Source organism: Hymenobacter metallicola, from assembly GCF_004745645.1.
In the GTDB taxonomy this organism is placed as follows: Bacteria; Bacteroidota; Bacteroidia; order Cytophagales; family Hymenobacteraceae; genus Hymenobacter; species Hymenobacter metallicola.
On the sequence record NZ_SRMB01000001.1, the window covers coordinates 1,467,829 to 1,479,984 of the forward strand.

The 12,156-nt window shown below is 60.4% G+C and carries 13 protein-coding genes and 1 other RNA gene; 4 read left to right on the forward strand and 10 right to left on the reverse strand.

Translation table 11 applies throughout. From position 1 onward, the window contains the following. Positions 1-5: 5 nt before the first annotated feature. The 7 genes from E5K02_RS06215 to E5K02_RS06245 all read right to left on the reverse strand — a co-directional run bounded on the left by E5K02_RS06215 (position 6) and on the right by E5K02_RS06245 (position 4,226). Positions 6-917, reverse strand: coding sequence for a glycosyltransferase (locus E5K02_RS06215; protein WP_135393112.1), 912 nt, complete (start codon positions 915-917; stop codon positions 6-8). A gap of 3 nt (positions 918-920) precedes the next feature. Then, complete coding sequence (locus tag E5K02_RS06220; RefSeq protein WP_135393114.1) at positions 921-1,625, reverse strand: cell division ATP-binding protein FtsE; 705 nt, start codon at positions 1,623-1,625, stop codon at positions 921-923. 93 nt (positions 1,626-1,718) lie between these two features. Then, entirely contained in the window at positions 1,719-1,925 is a 207-nt protein-coding gene (locus tag E5K02_RS06225) for a fructose-6-phosphate aldolase (RefSeq protein ID WP_135393116.1), read from the reverse strand. A gap of 138 nt (positions 1,926-2,063) precedes the next feature. Further along, on the reverse strand, positions 2,064-2,720 hold the full coding sequence (gene fsa / locus E5K02_RS06230) for a fructose-6-phosphate aldolase (protein WP_135393118.1): 657 nt from the start codon (positions 2,718-2,720) through the stop codon (positions 2,064-2,066). A gap of 85 nt (positions 2,721-2,805) precedes the next feature. Further along, positions 2,806-2,902, reverse strand: an RNA gene (gene ffs, locus E5K02_RS06235) — signal recognition particle sRNA small type. Between the two features lie 112 nt (positions 2,903-3,014). After that, a complete protein-coding gene (locus E5K02_RS06240; protein ID WP_135393120.1) occupies positions 3,015-3,491 on the reverse strand; it encodes a carboxypeptidase-like regulatory domain-containing protein in 477 nt (158 codons plus the stop codon). Positions 3,492-3,731: 240 nt separating this feature from the next. Next, a complete protein-coding gene (locus tag E5K02_RS06245; protein WP_135393122.1) occupies positions 3,732-4,226 on the reverse strand; it encodes a carboxypeptidase-like regulatory domain-containing protein in 495 nt (164 codons plus the stop codon). Between the two features lie 274 nt (positions 4,227-4,500). Here E5K02_RS06245 and guaA point away from each other — a divergent pair, with 274 nt between their 5' ends. Together guaA and E5K02_RS06255 are read left to right on the forward strand one after the other, a co-directional pair. Further along, a complete protein-coding gene (guaA, locus tag E5K02_RS06250) occupies positions 4,501-6,033 on the forward strand; it encodes a glutamine-hydrolyzing GMP synthase (protein ID WP_135393124.1) in 1,533 nt (510 codons plus the stop codon). A 163-nt stretch (positions 6,034-6,196) separates the two neighbouring features. Further along, a complete protein-coding gene (locus E5K02_RS06255) occupies positions 6,197-6,379 on the forward strand; it encodes a hypothetical protein (protein ID WP_135393126.1) in 183 nt (60 codons plus the stop codon). Positions 6,380-6,438: 59 nt separating this feature from the next. On the opposite strand, the gene E5K02_RS06260 is transcribed toward E5K02_RS06255, so the two are convergent. Then, positions 6,439-8,337: a DUF4153 domain-containing protein gene (locus E5K02_RS06260; RefSeq protein WP_135393128.1), complete on the reverse strand. Its 1,899-nt coding sequence runs from the start codon at positions 8,335-8,337 to the stop codon at positions 6,439-6,441. A gap of 214 nt (positions 8,338-8,551) precedes the next feature. Here E5K02_RS06260 and E5K02_RS06265 point away from each other — a divergent pair, with 214 nt between their 5' ends. Further along, the gene (locus tag E5K02_RS06265; protein ID WP_135393130.1) at positions 8,552-9,253 is read left to right on the forward strand and encodes a hypothetical protein; all 702 of its coding nucleotides are present in this window, start codon (positions 8,552-8,554) and stop codon (positions 9,251-9,253) included. Positions 9,254-9,255: 2 nt separating this feature from the next. After that, positions 9,256-9,966 (forward strand): type 1 glutamine amidotransferase, encoded by a 711-nt coding sequence (locus E5K02_RS06270; protein ID WP_135393132.1) that lies wholly within the window; start codon positions 9,256-9,258, stop codon positions 9,964-9,966. On the opposite strand, the gene dgt is transcribed toward E5K02_RS06270, so the two are convergent. Then, complete coding sequence (dgt, locus tag E5K02_RS06275) at positions 9,960-11,375, reverse strand: dGTP triphosphohydrolase (RefSeq protein ID WP_240737171.1); 1,416 nt, start codon at positions 11,373-11,375, stop codon at positions 9,960-9,962. The genes E5K02_RS06270 and dgt overlap by 7 nt on opposite strands. An 83-nt stretch (positions 11,376-11,458) precedes the next feature. Continuing rightward, positions 11,459-12,151: a DUF1361 domain-containing protein gene (locus E5K02_RS06280; RefSeq protein ID WP_135393134.1), complete on the reverse strand. Its 693-nt coding sequence runs from the start codon at positions 12,149-12,151 to the stop codon at positions 11,459-11,461. Positions 12,152-12,156: the final 5 nt, after the last annotated feature.

The window sequence follows — 12,156 nt, forward strand, 5'->3', positions numbered from 1 at the left end:
GCGTTCTATCGGCTAGGGCGGCTCAACTCCCGCAGCAGCCAATACAGTTTGAGTAGGTCCAGCTTGCGCAGGTCGGGCGAGGCCGAGAGCAGGTTGCGGCGCAGAGCCGGCTCCCACACGCTTACCACCGCCTGCACCGATTTGCACAGCTTGGTACGGCGCACCTGCAGGGCCAACCGCAGCAGTTTGGTGTTAGTGCCGAGCTGTTCGTGGCGGTATAACAAGGCCAGGTTACGAACGGCCTGGTGCGTTTTTTCCAGAAACACGGCCGCCGGCTCCAGCCCGTCGTGCAGTACCGGATTATCGAGGTGGCGCACCGGCACCTGGGCCTGCTCCAGGAGCCAGCCAAATTTGGTGTCTTCGTGGCCGTAGCGGGTCAGCTTTTCATCGAGCCCAAATTGCCGAAACACCGAGGTTTGGATCAGCATATTGTTGAGCGTCAGCTGGGCGTAGGGCTGCTGCTGCCGCTGCCGACCCCGGCGGGCCTCCCGCTTACGGCCGTAGTGCCAGCGCAAACGCAACTCTGGCTCCGGAGGCGGGGTAGGATCATAGGTAGTACCGCCCACCAAGACGGGCGCCAGGGCGCGGGCCTGGGCATAACGGGCCAGAAACTGGTCGTCGGGCAACAGGCTGTCGTTGTCGAGCAGCAACAGCCAGGGGTGCCGGGCCAGGGCCGCCAACTTGTTACGAATGGCCGAGCGGCCTACATTGCACGGCAGTTCGCCGTAGCGCACCTCCGGCCAAGCCCGTACCAAGCGGTTCAGCTCCTGAAACTCGGGCGCGGAGGCATCGTCCAGGCACACGATTTCGACGGGGCCGCCCCAGTCGGGCAGCTGTTCCAACAGGTCGCAGACCAGCGTCGTGACGTCGCGGTTGAAGACGGGTATTAGCACCGAAAGGCCGGGCGCAGCAAGCATAACCTATTCGGGCAGGGCTACGGCAGTACGGGCCGAGTCGAGCAGCTGGCCATTTTCGCACTTCAGAATCCGCTTGGGGTACTGCCGGATAATCTGGTAGTTGTGCGTGGCCATCAGGACGGCTGTCCCAGCATTGTTGATTTCCACAAACAGACGCATAATGCTGTCGGCCACGTCCGGGTCAAGGTTACCGGTGGGCTCGTCGGCCAACAGCAATACCGGCTCATTGAGCAGGGCCCGGGCAATGACTACGCGCTGCTGCTCCCCGCCGGAAAGCTGGTGGGGCATTTTGCTGGCGGCCCCGGCTAGCCCCACCCGCATAAGCACCTCGGAAATCCGCTGCTGAATCTTGGCCTTACCACTCCAGCCCGTGGCTTTGAGCACGAATAAGAGGTTCTCCGCTACCGTGCGGTCAAACAGCAGTTGAAAATCCTGAAAGATAATGCCCAGCTTGCGCCGCAGGTAGGGTACTTTATCGAGGCCCAGCTTTTGGAGCCCGTAGCCCGCCACGGTTCCCACGCCTCCGCCCATGGGCAAGTCTGCGTAGAGGGTTTTGAGCAACGAGCTTTTACCCGAGCCGGTGCGGCCTACCAAGTACGCAAACTCCCCTTTTTCGAGCGTAAAGGAGACTTTCTGCAGAATGGTGTTAACATCCTGCATCACGTACACGTCGTGGAGCTCAATTACTGGCGCGGAGGAAGTGGGCATTCGGGAAATAGAACGAAGAAAGAAGAAGTGAGAAGTTAGCGGCTGAACTGTCGGCCGCAAGGCCCGGGCCGCTCTTGCCCGTAGCCCGACATCTTATACCAGCTCCAGCTTCTGCAATTTACCGAACGTGAGGCCTTCGATGACGGATGCCAGCTCGATTTCCTTGCCCTCCAGACCATACCGGTGCAAATCCTTCAGGGGCCGGTCGGCGCGGAAGTACGCAATCAGCACAAAGTTCTCGTCCCGCAGCTGAATGTAGTCCGGAATCTTGGCCTTGCCTTTTACCTTGATGATGTACATCGGTTCAGTGTGCTAAAGAGAAAAATGTACTCAGGTGCCACTGGGTCAGAACGAGGTAGGGCAAGCCGCGCAAGTAGTTGTTACTTAAAAGGCTAGCCTTAGCAGCTCATGGTTCCCGGTAGCACCTGAAAGCATTATCTAGGAATTAACGCGCTTATGGTCGGCCAGGAAGGTTGCCAGGCCGTTGTCGGTCAGCGGGTGCTTCAGCAGGCCGGTAATGACGTTGAGCGGGCAGGTTACAACGTCGGCCCCGATTTCGGCGCACTGAATCAGGTGGGGCACGTGGCGCACGGAGGCGGCCAGCACCTGGGTAGGATAGCCGTAGTTGCTGAAAATGTCCACGATTTGCTGCACCAGCAGCAGGCCGTCGTGCCCGATATCATCGAGGCGGCCGACGAAGGGCGACACGTAGGTAGCCCCGGCCTTAGCGGCCAGCAGGGCCTGCCCGGCCGAGAAAATCAGGGTGCAGTTCGTTTTAATGCCTTTTTCCGAGAAGTACTTGATGGCCTTCACCCCGTCGCGGGTCATGGGCACTTTCACGACGATGTTCGGGTGCAAATCGGCCAGCATCTCCCCTTCCCGCACCATTTCCTCAAACTCCACCGCAATTACCTCGGCCGATACGTCGCCATCCACGATTTCGCAGATCTGCTTGTAGTGCGCCATTACGTTGTCGGTGCCCTTGATGCCCTCCTTCGCCATCAGGGAAGGATTAGTCGTTACGCCGTCGAGTACGCCGAGGTCAACGGCTTCCTGAATGTCTTTGAGGTTGGCGGTGTCAATGAAGAACTTCATGCGGGAATTGCGTTAAAAAAGAATGCCCCAAAGCTAACCGTTTGCCGGCAAATGCGGCGAGGGGAAGCGTTGGGGACAGGACAAAAAAATAGCGAGCCAAAATCGCACCGCTCAACCACCTACCCTTGCTACCTTCCGGTCCTGGGGGAGTTCAGCAGGAGCTGGTCGTTCTGACTCGCCGGTGCAAATATACGAGGCTTTTTCAGCCGAAAGCACAAGTGGCGCCAAGATTTTTAACTCGGCGCCACTTACCCGCAGAGTATCAGCGGGTTTATTTTTTTGCAAACCCTGGCTTTAGTGCTTCCAGGCCTTATTAGCGGCCTTGCTTTGCTTCTTGAGCTGCCGCTCATAGTTTTCAATCGGGTCGAGGCGGAAGGTTGTCGGCTGCAGGGTGTTGATGGGCAACTGCATTTCCTGGTAGCCGGCGTAGCTTGCCTTCAGCACCGGCGTGGCGGCCGTCGACTGAATTACAAACTGTCCTTCGGCATTGGTGGTGATGACCTCGCCCTTTTCAGAAATGATTGTGGCGCCAGCCAGTGGCTCGCCTTCCTCATTCAGAACGGTCCCGGTTAGCACCTTTACGACGTTTTTGGCGGGTACGGGTGCTTTTTTGACAACGGCCTCCGTTTTGGGTGCGGCTTCCAGGACGGCCAACGACTCAGCCCCGGACTTGGCCCGGGCAGTTGCTGGTTTAGAAGCTGATTGGGCTACTCCTACCAGTGGAAACAGTACGCATGCTACGCTGCAGACAGAATGGATCAGGTGCTTCATTCAAACTTGAGTGAGGTGAAAAGCTGGCCGTCGGGACACTCCGTCGGGCAAATTGTGGCAGTTATACGGGCCGATTTGAATTATATATACACGCAGTAGCAAAAATTCATTTCCAGCCGATATACCAATTAACGCAAAAAGCCCCCGAACTAATACATTCATAGGCTTTTACACGTTAACTTTACTCCATGGGCGGGAGTGCGCTACCCTGCGTACAGGCGCTTGGCCAGCCGAATACGGCTAGCGCCGGGAGGCTTTGGCGAGTTTCTTTTTACCCTGGACCGGCAGCAGCTGCACGGTGGTCGGCAGAAAGTTACTGGCCCGGAGCTGCTGCTCTTCGTAGCCGGCGTAGCTGAAGCTCAGGGTGTTTACCCCGGCGGGCACCAGAAGGCTGTATTCCCCATCGGCGTTGGTGCTGGCAATAGCGGCAACATCTTTGGCAAAAACGACCACGCCGGCCAGGGGCTTGTTAAGCTCATTCAGCACCCGGCCCTTGGTGGTTACCATTTCCTTGGCCGCGGCCGGCGCTTCGGCAGCCGCGGCAGTAGCAACCGGTTCTGCTTCCGTTGTGACAGAAGCTTCCCGGCTAACATCGGTGGTACCTACTCCTTGCTCGGCGGCAGCTTTTTCCACTTGCACCGCAATCAAGCCAGAGCTGGCACTGGTTTGGGCCTGCAGTTCGCATACGGGGCTCAGCAGGCAAAAAAAGGCACATACTCGTAGAACGTAGGACATAAGAGCAGTTTTTGGAACCGAATATTTCACCAAATATGGCGGTATCACCGGCGCTGGGAAAGGCTAACCTGCTTGCACCTGTGAACTTAACAATACGGATTTCATATAGTAAAAAACCTATTTAAGGCAGACTATTGCGGCTCTCTTCGGGTTTGACCGCCCATATAACCCCCCGTTTGTGACATCCATTTTACCAGACCGCAGGGCGGGGGCTGGGCCAAAATGATAACACCCATCCATTTTGCGCACGTGGCGGCGGTTAGTACCTTTGCCCATGCCTCAACAGATTTTAATTCTCGATTTCGGCTCCCAGTACACGCAGCTCATTGCCCGACGCATTCGGGAATTGAACGTTTACTGCGAGATTCATCCGTTTACGCACGCCCCGGACCTCACTGAGGATATCCGGGGCGTTGTGCTTTCGGGCTCGCCCTGCTCGGTGCGCGACCCGGAAGCGCCTAACCCCGACTTGAGCCGCTACCTGGGCAAAGTGCCCGTGCTGGGCGTGTGCTACGGGGCGCAGCTGCTGGCCAGCCAGAACGGCGGCGACGTGCTGCCGGCCACCATTCGCGAGTACGGCCGGGCTCGCCTAGCCAGCATCGACCAAAGCAACCCGCTGATGCGGGAGCTGACCGTGGATTCGCAGGTGTGGATGTCGCACGGCGACACGATAAAGACCCTACCCGCGGGCTTCGACATTATTGCCAGCACCCCGGAAGTCGATGTGGCCGCCTACCACGTGCAGGGCCAGCCGACCTACGGCATCCAGTTTCACCCCGAGGTGACCCACTCGACCGAGGGCAAACTGCTGATGCGCAACTTCGTGGTGGATATTTGCGGCTGCGACCAAAGCTGGACGCCCGAGCACTTCGTCGATAGCATGGTACTGGCCCTGCAACACACCATCGGCCCCGACGACAAGGTTATTCTGGGCCTCTCCGGTGGCGTGGACTCCTCCGTGGCGGCCCTGCTGCTGCACCGCGCCATTGGGCCCCGTCTGCACGGTATTTTCGTGAACAACGGGCTACTGCGCAAGGACGAGTTTGAGAGCGTACTGCACTCCTATAAGGACCTTGGCCTGAACGTACGCGGCGTGGATGCTTCGCAGGAATTCTACGCGGCGCTGGCCGGCATTTCCGACCCGGAGGGCAAGCGCAAGGCCATTGGCCGCACCTTCGTGGAAATCTTCGACCAGGAAGCCCAGAAGGTAGCAGGCGCCCGGTGGCTGGCCCAAGGCACGATTTATCCGGATGTGATTGAGTCGGTGTCGGTGAAAGGGCCGGCCGTGACCATCAAAAGTCACCACAACGTGGGCGGGCTGCCGGAGAAGATGAACCTGAAAATCGTGGAGCCGTTGCGGGCCCTCTTCAAGGACGAAGTGCGGCAGGTAGGCGACGCGCTGGAGCTGCCCCACAACATTTTGCACCGCCACCCCTTCCCCGGCCCCGGCCTGGGCATCCGCATCCTGGGCGACGTAACCCCGCACAAAGTAGACCTGCTGCAGCGCGCCGACGCTATTTTCATCGACGGCCTGCGCGAATTTGGCCTCTATGAGCAGGTATGGCAGGCCGGCGTGATGCTGCTGCCGATTCAGAGCGTGGGCGTGATGGGCGACGAGCGAACCTACGAGCAGGTAGTAGCCCTGCGCGCCGTGACCAGCGTAGACGGCATGACGGCCGACTGGGCCCACCTCCCCTACGACTTTCTGGCCCACGTATCCAACAAAATCATCAACCAGGTGCGCGGCATCAACCGCGTGGTGTATGACATCAGCTCCAAGCCCCCAGCCACGATTGAGTGGGAATAGCCCGCGGACTTGACCCGATTTTGTGGCCGACTGGCTGACAACTACCTAAACTGCGAAAAGGCCGCTTCGGGATTCCGGAGCGGCCTTTTTGGTTATGGGGGCGTTAAGTTTGCAAGTCTGGCGGGTAGCTTACTTTTGCGCTTCTCCTTTTAGTCGGATGCCCATGTTGTTTGTTGCCCTGCTGGTTGCTTTGGTAAGTTTGTGGATGGCGTGGCCGGGCTTGCAGCGGCCGGCCGGCACTTCGCCGGTGGGCTACGCGCTGCGGTGGGTGCTGTTTGGGTTGCTACTGGGCAGCACCTTGTTCTTGGTGAATCGGCTGGTTGGTTTATTACTGTACGCTAGCTAATTCCGGCTCCCGAGCACCGTATAGCCCGGTTGCATCATGCCTAGTCCGACGCGGCCCGGCTAGTTCTTCAGCTCCAGTAAAGCGCTGCCGGTGTAGTCGTAGCGCACGGTATCTTGACGGGTGCGGCGGGATAAGTCGCGCAGGTACAAGTGCAGCGTAGCGTTGCGGCCCCGGGCCCGCAGAATGAGGCGAGTGGTTGGCAGTTGCACCCCTTCCCAATCTTGGTCGGCACCGGTAAACACGTGCCCCTGCACCAGCGAATCGGTCAGGGCGCCGGGCTCGGCCGTGAGTACCAGTTGCCAGCTCTTATCCGCGCGGAGCTGTTCGAGGTGCAGCTTGCGGCGGCGGCCGCTGCTGCGCAACCGAAACGTGCCCTCTCGCAGCGCAAACGCCTCCAGGGTATCGTCATCCGCTTTACGGTAGTGCGCCAGCGACACACTATACAGCCAATACCGTCCTTCGCCCAGGGGTTGCGCGGCGGCCGGCTCGGTGCGAAAGGAGGCTATTGTTTCGGTATCCTGCTCTGATTCATAATAGTAGCGGCTGGCGCGCACAATATGGCTGGCGGTGAATAAGCGGTCCGTCTGCCACCTCTCCTGCTCGTGCTGGGGCTGCCGGAGCACGGAGTCGGGCAATTGCAGGGAAGCCGCGAAAAGCGGCTGTAGTTGCGCCACAGCATTCCGGTCGACAAAGAACTCGAAGATGGACGTAATGCGGCGGCGCGCAGCCAGCGGCAGCCGGGGCACCCGCACCCCGGCCGAATCCAGCTTTCCGTTGCGGAGCAGCTTGTAGGCGTTGGCCAGCTGCACCAGCTCGCGTTGTTGGCTACGCTCGGCCACGGCCGACGCACTCCAGGGGCCGACGAGCGTGAGCAGGGCCACCAGGGCCAGGGAGGCAGGAATCCAGATAATGCCGCGCCCCTGTTGCCAAAGAAAGTAAACCAGCATGACAGCCAGCCACAAGGCCAGCACCAGCACGTAGTACCGCTCCTCGGTAATGCCGTAGGCCTGAATCCGGGTGTTGATGGCCACGACCAGCAGCCCTAGCAACGGCAGCAGGGCCCGGTAAAACCAGCGCCCGAAAGTCCGAATCCAGGTGTTTTCGGCCGCCTCGCGGATGGGGTGAATGAGCAACAGGGCAAAGACCCCGGCCACCGAAAATACCAGAATCAGCAGCGACACCCAGCCTTTAGGCAATTCCCACTGCATTACAATCCGGCCCAGGTAGGCGTACAGAATGGCCAGGTACAGCACCACCAGCGGCAGCAGCACAAACTGGGTGAAAACCTTCAGTCCCTTGGGATACGGTGCCTCCTGTTCCAGGGCAGCAAAGTCCAGGGGCACTCCGGCCAGAAAAAACCAGGTGTTGAATACCGTAGCCAGCACCGTAAACAGGTAGCCGTAGATGTTGCGGTCGAGCCTGACGTCGAATAGGTTTTCGATGGCAACCAGGGCCAGGGCGCAGCCGGCAAACAGCACGCCCGAATACAGCCCCGCCGTGAGAATGCGCAAAAACAAGGTTTCGTTGTAGCGCCAAAAACCGGGCGTATCGGCCTCGCGGCGCAGCTCGGGCAGGTAGGGCACCACGGCTACTACTAGGTGCAGCGCCACGAGCAATACCAGCAGCCGCAGCACCCAAACCAGGTCGGGCAAGGCAGGGGCGGCTACGTACCACAGCCCGAGCAAACCGGCCGCGCCCAGCGTTGCGGCCAGCTTGCCCCCCACTGACCAGCGGTATCGTTCGGCGGCCAAGGCCGTGTTTAAGGTCAGCGTCAGGCCCACTCCGGCCGTGGAGAGTACCGGAAATAGCCAGTCGAGCTTTTGCTCCTCTTGATAGTCCAAGCCAATTGTATAAATACCTACTACACATAGCACTACAGCGCAAAGCAGGGTAAGCGGAAAACGACGCACGACCCGAGTGGCCTCGGCCACCACGTGTTGCAGGGAAGGTAGCTTCATAGTAGGAATGGAATATAGGGGCCAAGAAACGGCTTTCTGCCGAGTAAACTGGCGCTAGGTGCCAATTCGGCAGGGTTGCCGGGTCCGTACTCAACTGCACCAACGTCGAATCAAACCAGGGGTGTATCTTTGCCCCGGTGCCGCGTATTGGCAATCCCCCCTTTGTCCCTTCTGACAAATGTTTATTAACCCGCTCCGGGTTTGGCTTTCCGCCTTGCTTCCTGCCCTATTGCTGCTAGGCCGGCTTGCTGCCCAAGCCCAGCATCCCCACTCCTCCACCCCCACTGACCGGCCCAGCACCCACGGCATGCTGATTTTTGGGACCCAGCACGTGTATGCCTCCCACTTGCCCATGTTCCACAGCCCACACGACTACCAAGTGGTGCTGGAGCTGGACTTGAGCGACTCCGCCCAAACGGCCTACCGGGCCAGCCAGCAGCAGTTCCCCACCGAAACAGTGTACACGCTGGAGCCCGAGCAGTTCGTGCTGCCGCAGATGGTGCAGCAGCCCCGCCCGTTTCGGGCCACGCTCTACCGGGGGCATTTCGAGCGGGGCGGTACCGCCATTGCCCGGCAGCTTACGGTGCGGATCAAACAGGTGCTGTATTTTCAACACCTCAGCCCAACTGTTCACCCACAACCGGCTTTGCTCCTGATTGGCCAGTACCCAGAGCAATTTGTGGTGCACCGCATTGCGGCGCAGCCCGATTTCGACCAAGTAGCAGCGGTGGTGGCCCGAGGTGACGCTAAAGCAGTAAGCACAACGGAGCCGCCCGTGCGGGTGCTGCCCAGTGCCGCGGCCAAAACGCCCTGCACAGCCGGGCAGGAATTACGGGTGCAGTCTGATGCGGGCAACTCCGTCCGGCCGCTTACGGTAAGCCACAGTCTTTACCTCGAATACGACGATTTGCGGTAAGTATGCGCCTTCATTGCCTACAGCACGCAGCCTTTGAAACGCCCGGCTCCATGATGGAGTGGGCCGCTTCCTATGGCTACTCCTGGAGCTACACCCACCTGCACGAACCGGAGCCCCGCTTTCCGGCCCTGGCCGATTTTGACTGGCTGGTGATGTTGGGCGGGGCTATGGGAGTGCACGAAGAAGGGCAGTATCCGTGGCTGAAACCGGAAAAGCAGTTCATCCGGGCGGCCATTGCGGCCGGTAAAGTGGTGCTGGGCATTTGCATGGGTGCTCAGCTCCTGGCCGATGCCCTCGGCGCCCGGGTATACCGGAACAAGGCATTGGAAATTGGTTTTTGGCCCCTTCAGCCCAGCCCGGCCGCGGCAACCAGTCCCCTTTTCAGCCACCTGAGCACACCCCTGACCGTGTTGCACTGGCACGGCGACACCTTCGACCTACCGCCCGGGGCGGCACACCTGGCTTCGTCAGCCGCCTGCGAGTTGCAGGCTTTTTCCGTGGCCGACCGGCTGGTGGGCCTGCAGTTTCACCCCGAGCTCACACCGGCCATTCTGCTCGACATGCTGCACCACGATGGACACGAGCTAGAGCCGGGGCCCTGGGTACAACCAGCCCCCGACCTGCGCTGGCGCGTGACCGAGCTGGCCGCCGGGCGAGTCTTTTTATTTCAGCTCTTGGATCAGCTGGCCAGCATTCATTCCGCGCCTCAATAGCCTTTGGGCAACGCAATGCCTTTAATGGTACGGTACAGGCTCAGGGCGTTCTGGTCGGTCATGCTGCCCACAAAATCGGTGAGGAGCATAATCTGCTCGTAGGCCGTGGCCTCCTGCTGCGGGCCCACGGCGCGAAACTGCGCGGGCAGCAGGTCGAGCAACTTGCGGGAGCGGTGGCTGCGCTGCGGGTCGAAGGTGGCGTGCAAAAAGGCGTCGAGTAGGCCCCCGAGTACTTCAAAACCGGCGGCCTCGATTTCGAGCACGGGCCGGCTCCGGTAGAGCTTCTCCACCGACAGCATCTCGACTTCGTGCAGCTCGTGCCAGCAGTCCAGCTCCTTGATCAGGGGCTGGTCGTACTGGCCCGTGAGCATGGCCGGGGCGTGCAGGGCAAAGAGGTCGGCAATTTCCGCAACCAGCCGGCCAATCAGACGGGCCCGCACGTAGCCCAGCTCCTCGCGCCAATCGTGCCACTGAATGCTGGCCGGGCGGCCGGGCGGGTCATTGAGCATGGAGCGCAACAGACTGAGCCCCAACTGCGGGTCAATCAAGCCGAGCTTGAGGCCATCTTCAAAATCAATGATGCGGTAGCAGAGGTCGTCGGCGGCTTCGACCAAAAATGCCAGCGGGTGGCGGTGGTACAGCCCGCTGCCCGGGTTTCCTTTCGGCAGCAGGCCCAGCTCAGTAGCCACGTGCCGAAACCGGGCCTTTTCACTTTGAAAATACCCGTAGCGCTTTTCACTGACCCCACCCGTTTGCGCCTCCGCATCCAGCACTGACGCCCGCGGATACTTGGAAAAAGCGCCGAGCGTGGCATACGTCAGGCCCAGGCCGGCCGTGCCGGTACTGTGGGCGGCGTAGGTGTGGGTAAGCATCCGAAAGCCGGCGGCATTCCCTTCAAACTGCTGCAAATCGGCCCGCTCGGCCTCCGAGATGGTCCGCACGTAGGCGGCGGCTTCGGGGCTGGCAAAGTAGGCGGAAATAGCATGCTCGCCCGAGTAACCAAAGGGCGGATTGCCAATATCGTGGGTTAGGCAGGCGGCGGCCACAATATCGCCGAAGTCATGGTCGAGGGTGGGCAGCTCCTGGGCCAGCTCGGGGTCGGCTTCCAGCAGCTTGCGGCCCCCTAGGCGCCCCAGAGAACGGCCCACGCAGGCTGTTTCGAGCGAATGCGTAAGGCGGGTATGCACAAAGTCGGTTTCGGGCAGCGGCATCACCTGGGTTTTGCGCTGCAGGCGCCGAAAGGCAGAGCTGAACACCACCCGGTCGTAGTCGGCCACGAAGGCCCCGCGCACCGCGGGTGTGTCGCCGACGATATGCAGTTGGGGCTGGTCGGGGTAACGGCGGCGCGAGAGCAGCTGGCGCCACGACATGGCGGGGCCGGCGGGAGTAGGCGGTACGATAGAGAGCATACAGAGGGCTAAGGCTGCAAAATACAGGTTCTTTGCTGGCTGGTACGGCCCGCGCTTCTTCTCACCATTCTCTTTACCACCGCCTAAGCCTCGGCCGGAGCCGGCCGCAGGCGCCCCAGCAGACGCACGGTGCTGTAGCCCAACACCAGAAACACCCCGAACAGCAGCGTTACGCCCCAGGTACGCGGGTGGGCCGCCGGGTGCAGCACCCGGGTCAGAATATCGTAGAAAAAAGTCAGCGGATTGGTTACTACGTGCCAGCTGTTGAGCCGCAGAAACCGCCCCAGGTATATCCCAAAGCTACTGAGCAGCAGAGCCACGACCACAAAGCCCCAGCTGATGGCCGTGCCCAGGCGGCGCTGTACCAGGGTTTGCATATCCAGCAGGGAAGCGTAGGCGAGTAGCAGCCCGGTCCAGGCGCAGGTTAGCAGCAAAATCAGGTCGTACCAATAGGGCACCCCACTGCGGGGCTCGAGGTGAAACAGGTCGGTGAGCAGGTAGGGCGCATTCGGAAAAAAAAGCAGCCACACCGCCCCGACCGGCACCAGCACCCGGGCCCGCACCGGCCCGGCCGCCAAGCCCAGCATAGTGCTCAGACCGAAGGGAATAAGCGCCAGCAGCAGGTTCCAGAGCAAGAAGACAAAGTAGATTTGTTGGGTCAGAAAAACCCGGAAGGCCACCAGCCCCACGCTCAATGCCAGGCAAGCCCCCAGTACCAGCAGCAGGTGCAGGCGCTGACGCAATTCGAGCCGGGAAAAGGCAGCTGCAGTTAACATAGGTA